Raw genomic sequence first — 20,862 nt, forward strand, 5'->3', positions numbered from 1 at the left:
CCAATGTCCGAAAACGGCGCATCACCGAGCGGCTGGGGCGCTGAAGCGCCCGACGTTGACGCGGAACTGCCCGCAACCCTGCACATTGCCGGGCTTGCGTTGATACGGACGGAGAGCCCGCCGTCGCTGGCTTGCTGGACCGGCTACTTCCCGGTGCCGGCAGGCGCGGACCCGGCCGGGATGAGTCTGGTGATTGAGCCGGCCGCCCCGCCGGAAGACTCCACCCTCCGACTCGCTCACGATGTTGTGAGTCGTTTCGACGTCTTCGTCGACCAAGCCTCGGAGTACTGCCGCACCCGACTCCGGGAACGACACTTTGAACTCACCACCGAGGAACTGAGCTGGCTGGACCTTCCGGAGTTGCCACTGGCGCTTCCCGAAGCAACGGTGTGGGCCGACCAGACCTGGGCAATCCGCTTCGCCGAGAGCAGGTTCCGACTGGCGGACCCTTACGGAATCCTCGTCACCTTCGACGGAACACAGCCTGTCGACATTCAGGGCCTCGACGACGAGCGATGAACCGCTCGCCGCACCATCGCGAACACAGCCGTTCCTGGGACGGGCTCCGGGGCGGGGACGCGGTGCGCAGTCCGGCCCCGAAGGGCCGCCCAACCACTGGATGAGCAAACAGCACGACAGGACCCACCGCGCTCCGGTCACGCCGATCAGCGTTCCGGCTCCACCGACCGCAGCCGCACCTCTCAATAACTTCATCCGATCGGGGGACGCGATGCGGCCGCTTCAGACGGGGCATCCGTGACCCGCCAGGCCGCTACCGTACGGAGACGGACACCGCGCCCCTGCTTGGCTCCTCCTCCCGCTGCCTGCTCAGGCTCCATTCGTGCGACGCCGGCGTGGTCCTCGGCGAGGTCGACGTCGTACGGGCCGGGCGACGCTCGGCCTGCTCCGTTCGCGCGATGTGCGGAGGTGGGAGAGGCTCGGTGGGGGCCGGCGGGTCACATAGCCCGCCGCGACCGCTCCGTGCCCGTTCCCGCCGTACCGGAGGTCGACTCGTGCCGGCATCGAAGAACTCCCAGGTCTACCTCGTCGGCGGCGGCATCGCCTCGCTCGCCGCAGCCGCCTTCCTCGTACGAGACACCGGCGTGTCCGGCGAGAACGTCCACATCCTGGAGCAGCTGCCGATCGCCGGCGGCTCGATGGACGGAGCCCCGGCCCCGACCGCCGAGGGCGGATACGTCACCCGTGGTGGCCGGATGTTCGAGGAAGAACACTACGTGTGCCTGTGGAACCTGCTGGAGACGATCCCGACCCTGGACGATCCGGCGATCTCGGTACGGCAGGAAATGCTCGCCTTCAACATCGAGCACCCCACGAACGCCAAGGCCCGGATCATCAACGGCGACCGGACCATCGCCGATGCCTCCCAACTCGGTCTGGACGCCCGTGATCGCATCGACATGACTCGGCTGCTCGCGCTGCCCGAGCGGGTGATCGGTGCGCGTCGTATCGACGACTTCTTCCAGCCGCACTTCTTCACCACGAATTTCTGGTGCATGTGGCGCACGACGTTCGCGTTCCAGACCTGGCACTCGGCGATCGAGCTGAAGCGATACTTCCTCGCCTTCGTCCAGGAATTCGACCGCATCCACACGTTGTCCGGGGTGCGGCGAAGCAAGTACAACCAGTACGACTCCGTCATCCGTCCGATCCAGGAGTGGCTCACCGCCCAGGGGGTGCGGACCGAGTTCGGTGTGACCGTCGCCGACGTCGACTTCTCCGACGCCGCCGCCCGCAGGGTCTCCCGGCTCCACCTGGAGCGCGACGGTGCCGAGGCGGGGACGATCGAGCTGGGCGAGGACGACTACGCGTTGCTGACGATCGGGTCGATGACGGGCGACACCACGTACGGGGACCGCTCCACTGTCCCCGAGCTGATCCGCGACAAGCGGGACGGTTCCTGGCGACTGTGGGAGTCGATCGCCAAGAAGGCCCCGGATTTCGGCCGCCCTACCGCTTTCTGCGGCAACATCGACGAGACCAAGTGGGAGTCCTTCACCCTCACCATGACCGGCCGCACGCTCCTGGACCGCATCCAGGAGTACACCGGCAACGTTCCCGGCGAGGGTGCCCTGATGACCTGGAAGGACTCGCGCTGGCTCCTTTCGGTCGTCGTGCCGGCCCAACCGCACTTCCGGGACCAGCAGGAGAACACGTACACGCTGTGGGGATATTCGTTGTTCGGCGACGTCCCCGGTGACCATGTGCCGAAGAAGATGGACGACTGCACCGGCGCCGAGATCCTTGACGAACTCCTCGGCCACCTCGGCTTCGACGACATCGCCGAAGAGGTCCGGGCCACCACCAAGGTGACCACCGTCCAGATGCCCTACATCGATGCCCAGTTCCAGCGTCGTGCCGTCGCCGACCGGCCACTGGTCGTTCCCGACGGCGCGGAGAACTTCGCATTCCTCGGCCAGTTCGTCGAGATCCCCGAGGACGTCGTCTTCACCGTCGAGTACTCGGTCCGCGCGGCCATGCTCGCTGTCTACCACCACTTCGGCGTCGACAAGGAGATCCCGGCGATGTACCACGGTCTCTCCGATCCGAGGATCGCCTGGTCCGCGCTGAGAACCGCCTTCGCCCGAGAAGGGAGCACACTGCGAACCACCTGAGTGATTCCGAGAATGCCGGGGGCCGGCGTCAGGCCCCGGGTGGCCGGCGGCGTTTCTCTCTCAGTCCCGGCCGCGGGCGTGCTTGAACCGTGCCAGGCCGTCCGCGAGGTCGATCAGCGGCTCCGGGTAGTCCAGGTGTGCCCGTTCACGCTCGGGCAGCCGCCACGGCTCATGGATGCGATTGCTTGCCACGTCTCGCAGTTCCGGCACCCATCGGCGTACGTACGCTCCTTGCGGGTCGAAGCGTTTGCCCTGGACGACCGGGTTGAGTACGCGGTGGGGACGAGTATCGGTGCCGGTTCCGGCGACCCACTGCCAGTTGAGCTGATTGTTGACGATGTCGCCGTCCACGAGAAGATCGAGGAAGTGCCGGGCGCCGATCCGCCAGTCCACGTAGAGGGTCTTGGCCAGGAAGCTGGCTGCCAGCAGGCGCGCCCGGTTGTGCATCCAGCCCTCGTACCGGAGTTGGCGCATCGCCGCGTCGACGACCGGATATCCGGTGCGGCCCTCACGCCATGCGGTGATGTCTTCGGCTGCCTCGTCCTCGGTCCGCCACCGGTCGTGCCGCGTGCGGTAGTCCTCGACGGATGCCGCCGGGCGTGCCGCCAGTACCTGATGGTGGAAGTCGCGCCAGCACAGCTGGCGCACGAATGCGTCCGCCCCGGGCCCGCCGTGCGTGCGGGCCCGCTGGATGAGTTCCACCGGCGAGAGGGACCCGAAGTGCAGGTACGGTGACAGCCGCGAGGTCGCGTCGCCCGCCAGGTCGTCGTGGCGGTCCTCGTACCCGGACAGATCCTCGCGCGCCCACCGGGAGAACCGCTCACGCCCCCGCGTCTCCCCTCCGGCCGGAAGACCGGGGGAGACGCCTGACAACCCGTCACGGGACGGCAACGGCTCGCCGTGTACCGCGTCGGGGACGCGCACGGTGCGTGGCGCCGGCCAGGGGTCCCTCAGCCGCTCCTGTGACCAGCGGCGGAAGTAGGGGGTGAACACGGCGTAGTGGTCGGAGCCGGCCGGAGTGACCGTCCCCGCGCCGACGGCGGTGACCACGCCGTCGTGCACGCGCAGCGTCACGCCGTGATCGCCGAGACCGTCACGCAGCCGCTCCTCCCGGCGCTGGCCGTATCCGGTGACGCCGGCGGCCATGTGCACCTCGGAGGCCTGGCACTCCGCGGCGAGCGCACAGACCTCCCGGACGACCGGCCCCGTGCGCACCACCAGTCGGCCGCTGCGTCGGCGCAGCGAGGCGTCGAGGTCGGCCAGACACTCCGAGAGGAAGGCACTGCGGTTGGGCGCGTCGAAGCCGGCCGCGTGGACACCCGGATCGCGTACGAACAGCGGCACCACTTCGTCTGCCGCCGCGCGTGCGGCGTGCAGTGGGGGATGGTCGTGCAGACGCAGATCCGAGGTGAACAGGACGACCGCGACGGTCATGGCGTCACTCCTGGTGTCATGAGGTGGTGCTGAAACACGCCCTAGCGGCCGGCCCGTCGCCGGGAGCTCCGGGCGTGGTCGCCGTGCGACGAGGTTCCGTGCGCGCTCATGCCCTTGGCGGCGGCTTGGGTGATGTTACGGGCCATGCCGCCGAAGACCACGGCATGGAAAGGAGAGACGGACCACCAGTAGGCGTGGCCCAGCAGACCGCGGGGGTGGAACAGCGCTCGTTGCCGGTAGCGGGTACGGCCCTCGGAGTCCGTCTCGGCGTACATTTCCAGCCATGCCAGGCCCGGCAGCCGCATCTCCGCGCGCAGCCGCAGCAGCCGTCCGGGCTCGATCTCCTCGACCCGCCAGAAGTCCAGTGAGTCCCCGACCCGCAGGTGCTCGGCGTCGCGCCGCCCGCGGCGGAGCCCGACGCCGCCGACGAACCGGTCCAGCCATCCTCTGACCGCCCAGGCAAGTGGAAAGGAGTACCAGCCGTTGTCGCCGCCGATCCCTTCGATCACCTTCCACAGGGCCTGTCGGGACGCGTCGACCGACAGCTGCCGTTCGTCCTGGTAGAGGCTGCCTCCGGCCCAGTCGGGGTCCGTGGGCAGCGGATCGCTGGGCATCCCCGGTACGGCGGCGGACGACCAGCGGGTGGCGACCTGGGCCTCACGCACCCGTCGCAGTGCCAGGGCCAACGCCTCGTCGAACGGCAGCGGCAGGCCCGGAGGGTCGGGCACGTACCGGGCGATGTCGTGCTCCTGGCAGACGACCTCGTGACGCAGTGACTCCGTCAACGGGCGGGCCAGGGAGGCGGGCACCGGGGTGACGAGGCCGACCCAGTGGCTGGACAGCCTCGGCGTGAGCACCGGAACCGGCACGATGAGCCGCCGGCGCAGTCCGGCGACGGCGGCGTACCGGCACATCATCTCCCGGTACGTGAGGACATCGGGCCCGCCGATGTCGAACGCCCGGTCGACGTCGTCCGGCATGGTGGCCGAGCCGACGAGATAGCGCAGGACATCGCTTACCCCAATGGGCTGGGTCCGGGTGTGCACCCAGCTGGGGGTGACCATGACCGGCAGCCGCTCGGTCAGATAGCGCAGCATCTCGAAGGAGGCCGACCCCGAGCCGATGACGACCGCTGCTCGCAGCACGGTGGCGGGCACCGGCGCGTCGAGGAAGACTCGCCCGACCTCGGCCCGGGAGCGCAGATGCGGGGAGAGCGACCTTTCGGGCACATTCGGTGGCGTGAGTCCGCCCAGGTAGACGATCCGTCGCACGCCGGCGGAGTGCGCCTGTTCGGCGAAGACACGGGCCGCACGACGGTCGGTGTCCTCGAACGCGGAGCCGGTACCGAGGGCGTGCACCAGGTAGTACGCGACGTCGATCCCGCGCATGGCCGCGGCGACCGAGCCCGCGTCCGTCACGTCGCCCTGCACCGTCTCGGCGTCACCCGCCCAGGGGTGGTCACGGAGTTTGCGGGGGGAGCGGGCCAGACAGCGCACCCGGTGGCCCGCTCGCAGCAGTTCCGGTACGAGACGCCCGCCGATGTACCCGGACGCTCCGGTGACCAGGCAGTGCAACCGTTCCATGTCCCCCTGTTCATTCGTGCCCACGATCGTCCCTCCAGGTGCTCGCTCCGACTGTCCCCATGTCGCCCGATCATGGCCTCCACGGCGTGACCGCGCCCGTCACGGCGAACGGGCCGGCGGCCGTGACGTGGAAGCGGCCCCGACCGGCTCCGCCGCCACCTCGACCACAGTCCCGCGCGGCGGCACCGGGCGCACGCAGGTCCGCACGGTGCGCGGCTACAGTGACGGCCGTCACAACGTAGTTCACCATGCCTGCCTGCCGTCCCGTTTCCAGCACCGCCGGGCGGGCAGCCGGGCCGGTCGGTTGCGAAGTCGTCATCCTCGAAGGGCCGACATCCCTCGCGGAAGTCGCGGAACGTGTCACCAACGCTTCCAGCGATCTTTCACACGTCATGCGCCGGATGGCCGAGAACGCCCACGGGGGAAACACCACCCACGAGGCCGAAGACATCGCCCTTGCCGCCGAAGGGGGAGCGAACCCTCTATCAAGCAGTCAAGGACTTTCGCCTCGCGGCCCGCAGCACTATCGGCAAGACCAATTGATCCAGTGGTTCGCGGCCCGGCGACCCAGAGGGCAGGGAGACTGTGATGCCGTTCAGCCCGAAAGCTCGGCCGGCTGCGGGGAGAGGAGGAACGTCGGCCGCGAGGCTCGCACCTCGGCGCCTTCGCGTACTTGCGCGGACTTCGTCATGGCCCCACCCGCAGCCGAGATCGACTGCAGGGCGACCCGTGGACTGTCTCCCCGGGCAACCGAGGGGCGACAGAACGCGTCTCCAAGATCGAAGTAAGCCACGGGGACGGACATGAGGGGATCAGAACATGGAAGAGACTGCGGCTTCTGCGGTCGTGCGAGTCCTGCAGGGCGTGGGCTGGCTCGCATTCAATGTGGTCGGCACGGTGGGTGACGTGCTCGCCACCCACATCCCCTGGAGCAAGCGGAGCGGGCGCTCTTCCACGGACGAATAGCCCGTCGCCGGTGGGCAACACCGTTCGGAGGTCCGGGCGGCGGTGCATCAGCTTCGTCGACCCGGCCGAGCAGGTGCATCGAGCCAATCGCAGGGCGGCCCGCTGGAGCGGGCGGCGTCCGGTCAGGTCCCGTCACCTTTTTTGGGCGTCGTCGCGAGCTGCTCGTGCCCGGGGGAGCTGTCGTGCCCGTGGGAACTTGAGATCGGCGCTGTGGCGGGGCACGTATCTTCTCCAACCGCTCTTGTGTCACTTCCATCGGCTTTCTTGCCGTCCGGGTCCTACGACCTGGGGAGCAATGACGAGTGACGGCTTTGGTCAGGAACGCGAGACGTTGAACGGCAGCCCCCGGCGGAAGACGGCCATAGCCCTGCCGGGGCCGTTGTAGTCGTCGACGATCTCCGTGTCGAAGTCGAGGCTGCGGTGGAAGGCGATCGAGCCAGTGTTCTCGATTGATGTGATCGCCTTCAACTGCCGTGCACCATGACGTACCGCTGCCTCGGCGAACGCCGCGTACAGACGACGCCCGAGACCGGTGCCGCGGGCGTCGTCCCGCGTAGCGATCAGATGCACGTACCCGGTGCCCTCTGGGGTGACGAACCCGAAGATGTACCCACGGATGCCGTCCTCGGCTCGGGCAACCAGGCAGGTCGAACCGAACTCCTGCACCAGCGCAAGAAGGTGCAGCGACCGAAGGTCGCGTTCGCCCCAGTAACGGGGGAGGTCAGTCAGGATCTGGTGGAAGTCGTCCACCTGGGCCGGTGCGATGTGTATTCCCATGATGACGATCATGGCAGTGTCATGGCCGTGACCGGTCCGTCGGGCACACTCGCCCTGAGCCGGTCCGCCAGCTCGGCCAGGACATCGAAGAACTGGCCGGGCGGGAAGCGGTTGACGGCGATACAGACCTCGCCGACATCCACGTCGACCTCGTAGCCGTCGGCGGCGCGGATCAGTGCGCCCGTTTGTGAGGTCCTCGCGGTGACGGTCAGGCACTCGCCGGTGTCCTTCACGCGGTGCACCGGGGCGGCCAAGCCGGTTATGGCATTCGCCATGTCAACGCTGCTCATCCCGATCGAAGCCACTGGGGAGGGGCAGACAGGGGGCCTGGTCACGGATTCGGCAGCCGCGGCAAGGCCCGCGGGGCCCTGCCACGACCAAGGACAAGCTGGGTGCCGAGCACAACACAGTGCGAAACTTCCCTGCCCCGTGGTTCCTGTGGGGAGGGAGCGCTGCGCCTCGTTGCTGTGCGGGCCGCACCGGTCGGGTGAATGACCGGCGAGTGGCGCGCCCGCCCGTCGGCGGAAGGGCGACCATCGGAGAGAGGCCATATCCGAGGGAAGGGGCTTTTCCGTGAGTCGTGCACTGATCATCGTTGATGTGCAGAAGGACTTCTGCGAGGGCGGCAGTGTTCCGGTGAAGGGCGGCGCGGGCCGGGCCGCCGCCATCGCCGAGCTGGTCCGACATCCCGACGAGCAGTACGCCTTCGTCGTGGCCACCCGTGACCACCACATCGACCCGGGCGCCCACTTCTCCGAGAACCCCGACTTCCATGACTCGTTCCCCGTGCATTGCGTCGTCGGCAGTGAGGGAGGCGAGTTCCATCCGGACTTCGCCCCCGCCGTGGACTCCGGGCACGTGGACGAGGTCGTCTTCAAAGGCGCGCACTCCGCCTCGAAGAGCGGTTTCGAAGGCTTCACGCAGGACGGTACGACGTTGTCCGACTGGCTGAGAGCCCGCGATGTCACCGAGATCGACGTCGTCGGCATTGCGACCGACCACTGTGTGAAGGCGACTGCACTGGACGGAGCGCGCGCGGGCTTCACGGTGCAGGTCCTGCTCGACTACACCGCCGGTGTCGCCGCCGACACCACGCGCACCGCACTCGACGAACTGCGCCGGGCCGGCGTCGCGCTCAGCGGTGAACCTGTTGTCGCTGCCTGAATACGTCGGCCGTGAGCGGCTGCCCGGGAACGATGTCGGTGCCTCGGTGCTTGTGTTGTGCCGGCAGCAGTTCAGTCCGTCAGCCGGAGAAACGTCCAAGCCTGCCGACCCACTGGCTGAGCCTGCACGCAACGGGCCTCTTCGGGCGAGCAGTGCCTCCTCAACCACGTACCTGCCGAGAGGCCCGTTCCATGCGCAGGAGCGGGATGGCCACGCAGTCCGGCGCCATGGCCTCCCGGTTCTCGCAGCGTGGTGCCGCGCCCGCCCGCGGGCAGCGGGCGGGAGACAGATCCGACCGGGGCGCCTGCGGGGGCAGGGCGGGGGCACCGCGGGACGAGGTGCTTCCTTGTCCGTGAACTGTGTCATGACCGTGCCCACGTGTCCGGCGTGGGGGCGGGCAGGTCGACCGGTTCCTGGTCGAAGTCGGCCGAACGGCTCACCGTTTCCCACCTGGCTGCTTCCTCCAGCTGGCCGCGTGAGTAGTCCTGTGCCATCTGGACGGCGCCGACCCCGATGACGAGGTGAGAGGGCGGGGCCGGGTGCTTGACCACGCGGACCAGGATGTCGCCGGCCCGCCTCGGGTCGCCCGGGGCGTTCGCACCGCTGAACAGGCGCACCATCTTGCCCACCGTCGCGTCGTACTCCGATGCGACGTCCGGGGTCTGCATCGAGGCTCCGGCCCAGTCCGTGGCGAATCCGCCCGGCTCCACGACCAGGTACTTGATGCCGAACGGGGCGGTCTCGGCCGCGAGCACCCGGGTGAAGCCGTCCACGGCGAACTTGGCCGCCTGGTAGGACCCGAGCCCCGACGTACCGCCGACGCGGCCGCCGATGGAGGAGAACTGCACGATCGTGCCGCCTCCCTGCGCCCTGAGGACCGGGACCGCCGCTGTCGAGACGTTGTAGACGCCCCAGAAGTTGGTGTCGAACTGACGGCGGAAGTCGTCCTCGGGCGTGGTCTCGACGGCCGAGGTGTTGGCGTATCCGGCGTTGTTGACCACCACGTCGACCCTGCCGAACCGGTCGACCGCCGTCTGAAGGCCGGCCACGGCGGCCGACCGGTCGGTGACGTCGAGCGCGACGGGCAGGAAGCGGTCTCCGTACTGCTGCACGAGCTCGTCCAACTGCTCCGGCTTGCGTGCCGTGGCGACGACGTTGTCGCCGACTTCGAGGGCGGCGATCACGAGGGCGCGGCCGAAGCCGCGGGACGAGCCAGTGATGAACCAGGTGTGGGCGCGTGCGTTCATGCCTCTACCAAAACATGGTTGCGTTATTAGCGCAACGTGGTTGTGGTAACTCTCCGTGGTTCGTCGCCGCTCGCCGCCGTCGCGGCACTACTGAAACCTGGTTTCGTTACAGTGGGGTCATGACCAAGGCTGATTTCCTGCGCGCCCGCAGCCCCGAGGCCAAGCTGGCCCGGGAGGAGGCGATCTTCGCGGCGGCGACACGCCTCGCCACGGCGAAGGGAGTACGGGAGGTGACCGTGACCGCCATCGCCGACGAGGTCGGCATGCACAAGTCCGCGATGCTGCGCTACTTCGAGACGCGCGAGGACATCTTCCTGCGCCTGGCGGGCACCGCCTGGCACGACTGGTCGGCCGCGGTGCGCGAACAGCTCGATGCCATCACGCCCTGCCCCCACGCCGACGGCGAGCAGTGGGCCGAAACCGCCCGATCGATCGCGGGTGTGCTGGCTCAGTCACTGGTGGCCCGCCCGCTGTTCTGCGACCTGTTGGCCCACACCCCGCTGAATCTGGAACGCAACGTCTCCACCGACACTGTCCGAACGTTCAAGAAGGGCGCCATCGCGGAGGTCACGAGCATCGGCGCCACCATCAGCGCGATCACACCGCTCGACGCCGACCAGGTACGCAGTGTCGTGACGACCGCCACCTCGATGGCCGGAGCCCTGTGGCAGATGGCCGCCCCCGGCACCCAACTGCGCGCCTTCTACGAGACCGATCCCGAACTGTCCCACTCCATCATCGATGTCGAACCCAGGCTGACCGACATCCTGACCGCCCTGCTCACCGGCTACGCCACCGGCGCCGTTTGCCGAGCCGCCAGAGCAGCGGACGCGCCCCCTCATGGGGGAGCCGACGAAACGGATCACCCTGGGGAGGACCTCGACGGCCGAACGCAATAACGGAATGGTCCGGTCTCGGCCCCGCTACCGCTGCCCTGTTGGCTGACCCGCTCACCGTCCTGCCCGCCCAGGGAACCAGGGACGGCATGGTCGCGAGTTGGAGCCGAACTCACGGAACCAGTGACGGCACGGTGCTCCGGGTCTTCAGCGAAGTTCCGCGGATTCTCGATGCGGTGGCGATTGGCAGGTTCCTCGTCGAGGCGGGCTTTGGGATCACGTTGCGGCCGGGCTCACGGTGGACCCTGCCTCGCTGCTTCCGAGGACCGAGGCCAGGAAGCTGGACCGCGGTGAGCAGGTCGCCCTGCTCAGTGCGCGAGGGGCCTGGCAGGACGCCGGTGCTCCGCAGGTCGAGCCGGAACGACTTGCCGTCGTCATCGGTACGGGGACCGGTGGTGTCCTCACCACGCTGGGGCAGGACGACATCTCACCGGCCAGTGGTCCGCTGCGCTGGCCAACTCCTTCGGGTTCGGCGGACACAACGTCAGTCTCGTCTTCACCATGTGACGACAGGACCTTGCCCTCAACGACTGCGGCAGACCCGACAGTCTGCGATTCCGGATGTGCGTGTGGCCTTGCTCAGCTGTCCGGGCCGGTGCCGAGGTTGTCATCGCCGAAAGACGCAGCGAGCGCCCTCGGTCGCACGGTGTCGCCGACTGGAGGGTGGGCGTGTTGGATTCTCGCGACGCTGGTGGCGGCGTGCCGCAGCAGTGGCATGCTCCTTGCTATGTATGAAGATCCGCATGACAGGACAACGCCGGGGTTGTGGGGACGCATAGCGTGTGCCTGGGCGGTCGCTTTCGCCGTGCTCCATTTTTACTGGGCGCTGGGCGGCAGTTGGGGCCTCAGTGTCTCGGCGGGGCCCTTGGCCGAGGAACGCCCCGGGTGGTTCGTGGCGGTGGGTTTGTGGGGGGTGGGATTGCTGTGCCTTGTCGGCGGTGTGCTGGGATGGCTTCTCGCCCGGCCGTGGCCTCGTGGCCTGGCAGGACGGGTGGTCAAGGCCCTGGGGTGGTGCGTCTGCGCTGTGCTGCTCATACGTGGCATCGCCGTCGAGGTGCTGCTGCTGACCGACGCTGCGGGCTCGGAAATAAACGTAAGCCCGGCACAGCGGCTGTGGACGCTGCTGCTGTGGAATCCCTGGTTCCTGGTCGGTGGTCTCGTCTTCGGCTTGGCCGCACGGAGGTCTCGGCCGCACGGACAGCCCGAGTAGCGGCGTCGCCTGACGGTGCGTCGGGGAATGCGAACGGGGTGTCCGGGATCGTGGCGTGAACGACGAACTGGACACCCTGCTGACCGCGCTGTACGAGGCCGGAGTCCGCCGGCCTTACGGGCGCAGGGGCGAGAGTTCCAGCCGACCCATGGCCGACCGGCCAGGCGCGGTCGGCCGTGACTGAGCTTGTCTCGTCCGGTGCCATGACGGGCCCTGCCGCGGCTCCTCGGCCCGAAGCACGCGGCTCCCCGGCCCGAAGCACGCGGCTCCCCGGCCCGAAGCAGAGGAGCAGGACGACTGTCGCCGACGCCCACTCCGGCCGTATGTCCGCCGTCGACTGCCGTGGCCCGGACAGAGAACGGCACTGACCGCGAGGACGGGGGAGAGACGCGGGGGCGCGTGGGGCGGAGTCGTTCACGCCTGCACCCGCGCCCCTCCCGGGACGTCCTCAGAACCGGCTGCCGAGCCACTGGTGGATGGCGAGTGCGGTGGTACGGGCGTGTTCCTCCAGCATGGTGAAGTGGTCTCCCGGCACAGTGACCTCGGCGTGCGGCAGGGTCCAGTCCGGGGCGGGGTCGGTGCCGGGCAGTGGATCCCGGGCTCGTACGTACAGGGTGGGACAGGCGAGCGGCGCGGGTTTCCAGTCACGGAAGAGCTCGAAGTATCCGGCCATGGCGGTGAGCCGATCGGGACTGGCGGAGGCGAACTGCGCCGCCCGGCGCAGCATGTCCGACGTCATCGTGGAGAGCGCCTGCCCCTGGTCACCGTGAGCGGGGGGATAGGTGTCCACCAGGACGACGGCCACCGGGGCGGCACCCTCGGACTCCAGACGCTCGGCCACGGCATGGGCCACCCAGCCACCGGCCGACCGCCCCAGCAGCACCAGGGGGCCTTCGGCCGCGGCTGCGCGGACGGCAGTGGCCTGGGCGGTGACGAGAGCGTCCAGTGTGGCGGGCAGAGCCTCTCGGGGCTCGAACCCCGGGTGCCGCACCGCGGAAACCGGCCGCAGCCCTCGCAGCCGGGCACCGAGGCGCGCGTACTCCTGCGGTCCGGACAGCGCGCTGAGCGCGGGGGAGCAGACCAGCCGGGCCCCCGTGCCGCCCGCCGCGAGCATGACGGGTTCGTGCGTCGCACCGGGCGCCCCGGCCCTGTCGAAGACGGGGCGGAGGCGCGCGGCGATGGTGAGGAGCACCATGCCGTCCCAGCTCCGCCCCCGGGCGCAGGCGGTACGAAAGAGCGCGCCCAGGGAGTCCGGAGACTCCCCGGCTTGCGGGGCTTCGGCAACCCGCACCCGGGCATCCGGCGGAGCGCCCGCCCCCGGACCGCTTCCCGGACCGTCGTCCGCCGGTCGGCCCGGGGAGCCCGGAGAGCCGTCGGCCTCAGGCCGTGCCCGGCCGTCGGACGCGGCATCCGCAGCAGGTGCCTCGGCGGCATACCGCCGCGTCAGCTCGACGGCGAGCGCGCGCGGCGTCGGGAAGTCGAACAGCAGCGTGGTCGGCAGCGCCAGCCCCGTCCACGCCGCGAGCTCATTGCGCAGATCGACCGCGGCCAGGGAATCCAGCCCCAGGTCCGCCAGCAGGGCGTCCTCGTCGATCTCGCTTGCCTCCTCCCGATGGCCCAGGACGCGGGCCGCCAGGGTCCGGACCTTTGTGAGCAGCACCTCGCCCATCCCGCCGGGGGAAGCAGCCGCCGGCGACGGGCCGAGTCGGTCCCGGCCTCCGTCGCCCCCGTCGCCTGCGTTGTCCCCGGCGGCGGCAGTGTTTCGGAGCCGGTGCGCCGCCGTGCCACCGCCGCGGAGAGCGGCTGGGGCCAGGCGGGCCGCCACCACCACGGGTTCGTCACCGGCCACGGCCGCGTCGAAGAGAGCCAGGCCTTCTTCCGGCCCGAGCGGGCTGAACCCCGAGCGGGCCATCCGCTGCCGATCCGCGTCGCCGAGGTTCGCCATCATGCCGTCGTGCTGTTGCCAGGGGCCCCAGACGATCGACGTACCGGGCAGTCCGAGCCGCCCGCGGTGCCGCGCCAAGGCATCCAGCACACAATTGGCCGCGGCGTAGTTGGCCTGGCCCGCGGAGCCGAAGGTACCCGCTACCGAGGAGAACAGCGCGAACACGGCCAAGTCGTGACCCCGGGTCAGTTCATGCAGAGCGAGAGCGGCGTCCACCTTGGGGCGCAGCACCCGCCTCATCCGGTCGGTGGTGAGCGCCGCGACGACGCCGTCGTCCAGCACCCCCGCAGTGTGCACGATGCCGGTCAGCGGGTGTGCCGCCGGTACCGCGTCGAGGAGGGCCGCGAGCGCGGTCCGGTCCGCGACATCACAGGCGTGAACGGTCACCTGGGCGCCCGCCTCGGACAGCTCCGCGACGAGTTCCCGCGCCCCCGGGGCGTCCGGCCCGCGCCGGCCGGCGAGCAGCAGATGCCGGACGCCGTGAGCGGTGACCAGGTGCCGCGCCACCAGCATGCCCAGGGAACCGGTGCCACCGGTGACCAGGACGGTGCCCTCCGGGTCGAGCGTCCGCCTCTTCCGTGGCTTCGGTGCCGCCCCGGCCAGTGGCACCAGCTTCGGCACGTACACCGTTCCCCGGTGTACGGCTGCCTCCGGCACCGGGGCGGCCAGCAGGGCGGGCAGGGCACTCCAGGAGTCGGGGTGCTCGTCCACGTCGATCAGAGCGAAGCGGCCGGGATTCTCCCGCAGGGCCGAACGGACCAGTCCCCACACCGGCGTGTGCCACGGTACGGACGCAGTCTCGCCGGACCGGCCGTCACTGCCGCGACCGGCACCATCCGCAGGGAATCCGTCATCGGCCGAAGTGACGGCACCGGACGTCACGAGGACGAGACGGGAGCCGGACAGGCGCGGCTCGGCGAGCCACTCCTGCACGAGCCTCAGCGCCCAGTCCGCTGTCCGCAGCAAACCGGCAGCCTGGTCGTGCCCGCCGTCGGTCGTGCCCGGCGGCGGGCACGGTGCCACGACGACGGCCGACGACGCGTCGCACGCCGCCGGGCCGGGGTACACCTGGACGCCGGAACCCGGCGGCGCGAGAGCATCCACCAGCCGTGTGCCCGCCGAGCCCAGAACCCCCCAACGGGGCATCACCACGGGTGTGGACGGCTCGGCCGACGCCACCCAGTTCGTCCGGTGGAGAACACCGGTGACTGCGTCCGTCGCCGTTGATCCGGTACGCGGAAGAGGCCGGAGCGCCAGCGAACGGACCGTCGCCACCGGTGCGCCCGTCTCGTCGGCCAACTCCACTCCGGCCTGACCGTCCGGCCCGGGGGCCACCCGTACCCGCAAGCGCTGCACACCCGTGGTGTGCACGCGCACCCCGCTGAAGGCGAACGGCAGGGACAACCCGCCGGCCGCCGGATCGGCTGCCCCGGAACCGTTCGCGACAAGGCTGTCCAGGGCCAGGGCGTGCAGCGCGGCGTCGAGCAGTGCGGGATGCAGGACGAACTCCGGGCCGTCCGCCTCCCGGCGCGGGGTCCGGGCCGCTTCGGGCAGCGCGACGTCCGCGTACAACTCCTCCCCGTGCCTCCAGGCGGCGCGCATGCCCCGGAAAGCGGGGCCGTAACGCAGCCCGTCGGCGGCCAGTTGCTCATACGGTCCGGCCCCCGCAACGTCGGCATGCAGTGGCCTGGCCGCGTCCGGCCGGGGCACGCCGCCGGTCGCGCCTGCGGTTGATCCCCGGTCCGCAGGCGGCTGCGCCGGCGAAAGAGTGCCGACGGCGTTCCGGAGCCAGGGCTCACCACCCGACGGAGTATGCGGCCGGGAGTGGAAGAGCACAGCCCGCCGCCCCGCGTCGTCCGCCCCCGCCACCCTCACCTGCAAGTCGACAGCACCGTCCGAGGGCAACGGCAGCGGCGCGGTCAGAACGAGCTCGTCCAGGATGTCCGTGCCAGCCAACTCGCCGGCGTGCAGGGCCATTTCGACGAAGGCAGTCGCCGGAAGCAAGATCTCCCCAGCCACCACGTGGTCGGCAAGCCACGGCTGGTCCTGCACCGACAGCAACCCGCTCAGCAGCAGCCCGTCGTCGTCGGCCGTGCGGGTGCCCGACCGCAGGAACGGATGGGCGGGCTCGGCGGTCGGGGACACAGGCGGACGCTCCGGGTCGGTCTCCAGCCAGTACCGGCGGCGCTGGAAGGCATACGTGGGCAGTGCGACGCGCCGCCCGCCGCACCCGGCGTAGACAGCCCGCCAGTCGACGGGAACGCCATGGGAATGCAGCGCGGCCAGCGTGTCGAGCAAGGCATCCGCCTCCGGTCGCTTCCCGCGCAGTGTCGGCAGAACCAGTGGCACCGGGCCCCGCTCGCCGCCGGCCTCGCCCGTGTCCGCTTCGGCCGGGGACGGCCCGGACACGGCAAGGCACTCACGTACCAGGCCGGTGAGCACCCCGTCCGGCCCCAGTTCGACGTAGTGTGCCGCGCCCTGCTCACCCAGGTACGCCACCGAATCGGCGAAGCGAACCGGACGGCGGACATGGTCCACCCAGAACTCCGGCGTGCACACCTCCTCGGCGGCGGCCGCCCGGCCCGGTACAGCGGTGATCAGCGGGAGCCGCGGCGCGGCGAAGGACAGCCGCCGGACCACGTCCGCGAACTCGGCCAGCACGGGCTCCATCCGAGCGGAGTGGAAGGCATGACCGACCCGCAGCGGCGTCACCGAACGGCCCCGTTCCCGGAAGTACGCGGACACCTCCCGCACCGCCGACTCGTCGCCGGAGACAACCACCGACGCAGGCCCGTTGACCGCGGCGATCTCCACCGCACACCCGGTCCCGGCGAGGTGGGCAGCCACCTCGTCCGCGCCGGCGGCCACGGCCGCCATCGCGCCGCCCGAAGGCAGCGCGTCCATCAGCCGGCCCCGGGCCGCCACCAACGTGCACGCGTCCGCGAGGGACAGCACCCCGGCGACATGCGCCGCAGCCACCTCGCCCACCGAGTGCCCGGCCACCAGACCGGGGCGTACCCCCCACGCCTCGAACTGCCGGAACAGCGCCGTCTCCAGAGCGAAGAGCGCCGGCTGCGCGAACCGGGTCGTATCCAGCAACGCGCCCGTCTCCGTGCCTGGCGCGGCGAACATGACGTCCCGCAGAGGCACCGGCAGCAGCGGGTCGAGCAGGGCACAGCACTCGTCCAACGAACCGGCGAAGGCCGGATACAGATCCCGCGACTCGTACAATTCACGGCCCATGCCGACACGTTGACTGCCCTGACCGGTGAACAGAAAGGCCGGCGGGCCGTGGTGGCGGGACGTGCCCGTGTGCACTCCGGACCGGCCGTCGCCCTCCGCCACAGCCCGCAGGGAGCCGAGCAGCTCGGTACGGTCCCGGGCCACCACCACGGCCCGGTGCTCCAAGGCCGCACGCGTGGTGGCGAGCGAGTACCCGATATCCATCAGGGGCGTATCAGGAGCGGCGACCACATGGTCGTACAGCCGTCGCGCCTGGGCTCGCAGCCCCGGCACACTCCTCGCCGACACCGGAAAGGCCACCGAGGCCCGCTCGGGAAGCGCCGCACCCTCCAACACCACCCCGGGTCCGACACGGCCCCTCGCGGTCCCGCCGTCCGCCACGGCACACAGCGACGCGGTCTCCTCGCCACCCGGAGCCTCTTGGAGCACCACATGGGCGTTGGTGCCACTGATCCCGAACGACGACACCCCCACCCGGCGCGGGCGATCCGTCGCAGGCCACTCCACCGCCCGGGTCAGCAGCGAGATCCGCCCCGACGACCAGTCGACACGGGGCGTCGGCTCGTCGGCGTGCAACGTACGCGGCAGCACACCATGCCGCATCGCCTGCACCATTTTGATCACACCGGCCACTCCGGCGGCGGCCTGGGTATGACCGATGTTCGACTTCACCGAGCCCAACCGGAGGGGACTCTGCCGCGCCTGCCGCCCGTACGTCGCGAAGAAGGCCTCCGCCTCGATGACGTCCCCCAGCCGGGTGCCGGTGCCGTGCGCCTCCACAGCGTCGATATCCCCAGGGTTGAGCCCCGCGTCCGCGAGCGCCTGCCGGATCACCCGCTGCTGCGCCGGCCCGTGCGGTGCGGTCAGCCCATTGCTCGCCCCGTCCTGGTTCACCGCCGACCCGCGCACCACGGCCAGTACCGGAAGCCCGGCGCGGCGCGCCTCGGACAACCGGCTCAACAGCAGCATTCCAGCACCCTCGGCCCACCCCGTGCCGTCGGCGGACGCACCGAACGCCTTGCAGCGGCCGTCCGGCGCCAGGGCCCGCTGGCGACTGAACTCCACGAACGACGAGGGCCCCGACATCACCGTGGCGCCACCGGCCAACGCGAAGGCGCACTCACCCCGGCGCAGCGCCTGGGCCGCCAGATGCATGGCCACCAGGGACGAGGAACACGCCGTGTCCACGGTGATGGCCGGGCCTTCGAGGCCGAAGGCGTACGCGATACGACCCGAGGCGACGCTTCCGGCGTTGCCGAGGCCGAGGTACCCCTCGACGTGCTCGGGCGTCCTTGCCAGGCGCCGCGCGTAGTCGCTGTACATCAGCCCGACGTACACCCCGGTCGCCGAGCCGCGCAGAGTGCCGGGGACGAGACCGGCGTACTCGAACGCCTCCCACGCCACTTCGAGCAGCAGCCGGTGCTGCGGGTCCATGGCCAACGCCTCGCGGGGCGAGATACCGAAGAAGCCGGGGTCGAAGCGGTCCACACCGGCGAGGAAACCCCCCTCGCGCACATACGTCCGTCCGGGCCGTCCGGGGTCCGGGTCGTACAGCGCCCGGACGTCCCAGCCCCGGTCGGTGGGGAAGGGACTGATGGCGTCCGTCCCGTCGGCCACCAGCCGCCACAGCTCCTCGGGAGAGGTCACATCTCCGGGATAGCGGCAAGCCATCCCCACGATCACCACGGGGTCGTCGTCCGACCGGGCTGCACTCCGGTCCACGGACCCGACGCCGGCCGGCGCGGCGGCGTTCCGTTCCCCGAGGTGGGCGGCGAGCGCTGCGGCCGTGGGAAAGTCGAAGGCGACGGCCTCGGAGAGCGGCAGGCCGGTCACCGCCGACAACCGCTCCCGCAGCACCGTCGCCGTCAGGGAGTCCATACCCAGGTCCCGCAGCGCCGTGCTCGGCTCCACCGCCTGAGCCGTACAGCCGAGCACGGCCGCCACCTCGTCCCGCACCAGGGCCAGCAGGTCCTCCGACGGCTTCCCGGCGGCCCTCGCGCCCAGCGCCCGTGCCGGCAGGCCGGCGAGGTCCCGCCGCAGGGTCTTCCCGGAGGCGGTACGGGGAAGGTCCTCCACCACGAACAGCTCGGCGGGCACCTTGAAGCCGGACAGTTCCGCACGGCAGGCGGCGAGGATGCGCCCCCTGTCCAGCACGCCGCCGGGCTCGGCTACGAGATAGCCGACCGGCACCTCGCCGAAGACGGGGTGCGGACGTCCGGCCACGGCGGCGTCCGCCACCCCCGGCAGCCGCCGCAACACCACCTCCACTTCCGAAGGATGGATGTTCACCCCGCCCCGGATGATCAGATCACTCGCCCGGCCGGTGATGGCCAGTCCACCGGAGGCATCGATCCTGGCCAGGTCACCCGTGCGGAACCAGCCGTCGCGCAGTACCTCCGCGGTGGCTTCCGGCCTGCCGTGGTAGCCGGCCATCACCCCCGGCCCGCTGACCCACAACTCGCCCTCGCCCGTGTCCCGGCCGTCGGGGCCCCCGCCGACCCGGACCCGGACGCCGGGCAGCACCCGGCCGCAGGCCCCGGACATCGTCTCCTCACCAGGCGTCGGCATGGTGACCGGGCCCGCCTCCGTGCTGCCGTAGTGCTCCAGATAAGGCACACGGCAGATCGCCCCGAAGGACTCACGGAACCCGGGTCCCGCCGCGGCGCCACCACTGACACAACCCCGCAGCGCGGGGGCGCCGAGACCGCCGCCGTCCGCACCGCTCTCCTCGCCCCGGACCGCGTCGAGCAGCGCCGAATACGTGGTCGGAACCCCGCCGAGCAAGGTGAACGAGGCGTCCCCACGCCGCAGTTCGCCGAGCACCCCCGCCACCGAGAACCGGGGCAGCAGCACCGCGCTCGCCCCCACCGCGGTCACCCCGAGGAAACACACAATCTGGCTCATCGCGTGATGGAGGGGCAACGGCCACAGCACATGGTCCCGTTCGGACAGGCCCAGGACACCGACAAGGCCCGTCGCGACCGGCGCGAGGCGGTTGCGCTGGGTGGACAGGACGCCCTTGGGCATGCCGGAGGAGCCCGAGGTGTAGAGCAGCCACGCCACTTCGTCCAGTGCGAGATCGTCCCGGGCCGGTGTCCGCGGCTCCGTACCCGCCAACTCCTCGAACCGCAGAACGCCGCCCGCGACCCCGGCTTCGCCGGCCCCGTCCGCCTGCTCCACGCGGTCCGCGCACGAAGGCGAGTTCCCGGCCCCGTCCTCGGCGCCGCCTTCGGCCGCCACCACGGTCAACCCGGGGCGCAACGGCAGCGTTCGCAGCCGCGTCAGGCAGGCGTCATCGGTGATGAGCACCCGTGCCCCGCTGTCGGCCAGCAAGCGGGTCAGCTCATCCTCCGGGTTTCCGGGGTCCAGAGGTACGCCCACACCGCTCGCCCGAGTGACGGCGAGCAGGCTCTCGACCGCCTCGACACGGTTGCCGAGCAGTACGGCCACCCGGTCACCGCGCGCCAGACCGAGTCCAGCCAGGTGACCGGCCAGCCGTGCGGTCCTCCGTTCCAGCTCCCGGTAGGTCACACGCCTGAGCCGGTCCTCGAAACAGATCTTGTCCCCGAGGCGCCGGGCGTGGTGCCCGAGCAGTTCCGACAGTGGTTCGACGATGTCGGTGTGCCTACTCACCGCATGACCTCCTTGAGATGACCCGCCGTTGAGGACGACGGCACGGTGCAACCGGTTGCCTCCCGGTGGCGGGTCGACGCCGACGGGGTACGACTCACCTTCCGTTTCCATCGAATGCCGTTGAACAGGCT

General features: G+C 70.6%; 13 protein-coding genes. 7 read left to right on the forward strand and 6 right to left on the reverse strand.

What is annotated here, in order from left to right:
• Nucleotides 1-3: 3 nt before the first annotated feature.
• A complete protein-coding gene (locus tag ACFV8T_RS34915; RefSeq protein ID WP_385335427.1) occupies nucleotides 4-519 on the forward strand; it encodes a hypothetical protein in 516 nt (171 codons plus the stop codon).
• Nucleotides 520-1,013: 494 nt separating this feature from the next.
• Nucleotides 1,014-2,633 (forward strand): oleate hydratase, encoded by a 1,620-nt coding sequence (locus tag ACFV8T_RS34920; protein WP_385335429.1) that lies wholly within the window; start codon nucleotides 1,014-1,016, stop codon nucleotides 2,631-2,633.
• A 60-nt stretch (nucleotides 2,634-2,693) separates the two neighbouring features.
• On the opposite strand, the gene ACFV8T_RS34925 is transcribed toward ACFV8T_RS34920, so the two are convergent.
• Together ACFV8T_RS34925 and ACFV8T_RS34930 are read right to left on the reverse strand one after the other, a co-directional pair.
• Nucleotides 2,694-4,067 (reverse strand): cryptochrome/photolyase family protein, encoded by a 1,374-nt coding sequence (locus tag ACFV8T_RS34925; RefSeq protein WP_385335431.1) that lies wholly within the window; start codon nucleotides 4,065-4,067, stop codon nucleotides 2,694-2,696.
• A gap of 41 nt (nucleotides 4,068-4,108) precedes the next feature.
• Entirely contained in the window at nucleotides 4,109-5,650 is a 1,542-nt protein-coding gene (locus tag ACFV8T_RS34930; protein ID WP_385335511.1) for an SDR family oxidoreductase, read from the reverse strand.
• An 819-nt stretch (nucleotides 5,651-6,469) separates the two neighbouring features.
• Between ACFV8T_RS34930 and ACFV8T_RS34935 the strand changes: the two genes are divergently transcribed.
• Nucleotides 6,470-6,616 carry a hypothetical protein gene (locus tag ACFV8T_RS34935; protein WP_385335433.1) on the forward strand — a complete coding sequence of 49 codons (147 nt, stop codon included), beginning with the start codon at nucleotides 6,470-6,472 and terminating at the stop codon, nucleotides 6,614-6,616.
• A gap of 315 nt (nucleotides 6,617-6,931) precedes the next feature.
• On the opposite strand, the gene ACFV8T_RS34940 is transcribed toward ACFV8T_RS34935, so the two are convergent.
• Nucleotides 6,932-7,405, reverse strand: a complete 474-nt coding sequence (locus ACFV8T_RS34940) for a GNAT family N-acetyltransferase (protein WP_385335435.1) — start codon at nucleotides 7,403-7,405, stop codon at nucleotides 6,932-6,934.
• Entirely contained in the window at nucleotides 7,402-7,668 is a 267-nt protein-coding gene (locus ACFV8T_RS34945; protein ID WP_385335437.1) for a hypothetical protein, read from the reverse strand. The genes ACFV8T_RS34940 and ACFV8T_RS34945 overlap by 4 nt, the downstream gene beginning before the upstream one ends.
• Nucleotides 7,669-7,966: 298 nt before the next feature.
• On the opposite strand from ACFV8T_RS34945, the gene ACFV8T_RS34950 reads away from it, so the two are divergent.
• Nucleotides 7,967-8,557, forward strand: a complete 591-nt coding sequence (locus ACFV8T_RS34950; protein ID WP_385335439.1) for an isochorismatase family protein — start codon at nucleotides 7,967-7,969, stop codon at nucleotides 8,555-8,557.
• A 362-nt stretch (nucleotides 8,558-8,919) separates the two neighbouring features.
• On the opposite strand, the gene ACFV8T_RS34955 is transcribed toward ACFV8T_RS34950, so the two are convergent.
• Nucleotides 8,920-9,804: an SDR family NAD(P)-dependent oxidoreductase gene (locus ACFV8T_RS34955; RefSeq protein WP_385335441.1), complete on the reverse strand. Its 885-nt coding sequence runs from the start codon at nucleotides 9,802-9,804 to the stop codon at nucleotides 8,920-8,922.
• A gap of 119 nt (nucleotides 9,805-9,923) precedes the next feature.
• Here ACFV8T_RS34955 and ACFV8T_RS34960 point away from each other — a divergent pair, with 119 nt between their 5' ends.
• The 3 genes from ACFV8T_RS34960 (at nucleotide 9,924) to ACFV8T_RS34970 (ending at nucleotide 12,094) form a co-directional block, all read left to right on the forward strand.
• Entirely contained in the window at nucleotides 9,924-10,703 is a 780-nt protein-coding gene (locus ACFV8T_RS34960; RefSeq protein ID WP_385335443.1) for a TetR family transcriptional regulator, read from the forward strand.
• A gap of 724 nt (nucleotides 10,704-11,427) precedes the next feature.
• Complete coding sequence (locus ACFV8T_RS34965; RefSeq protein WP_385335445.1) at nucleotides 11,428-11,910, forward strand: DUF3995 domain-containing protein; 483 nt, start codon at nucleotides 11,428-11,430, stop codon at nucleotides 11,908-11,910.
• A gap of 55 nt (nucleotides 11,911-11,965) precedes the next feature.
• Entirely contained in the window at nucleotides 11,966-12,094 is a 129-nt protein-coding gene (locus ACFV8T_RS34970) for a hypothetical protein (protein WP_385335447.1), read from the forward strand.
• Nucleotides 12,095-12,358: 264 nt separating this feature from the next.
• Here the strand turns inward: ACFV8T_RS34970 and ACFV8T_RS34975 are convergent, their stop codons facing one another.
• Nucleotides 12,359-20,731, reverse strand: a complete 8,373-nt coding sequence (locus ACFV8T_RS34975; protein WP_385335448.1) for a type I polyketide synthase — start codon at nucleotides 20,729-20,731, stop codon at nucleotides 12,359-12,361.
• Nucleotides 20,732-20,862 lie beyond the last annotated feature (131 nt).

It is taken from the genome of Streptomyces sp. NPDC059832 (genome assembly GCF_042731715.1).
Taxonomy (GTDB): Bacteria; Actinomycetota; Actinomycetes; order Streptomycetales; family Streptomycetaceae; genus Streptomyces.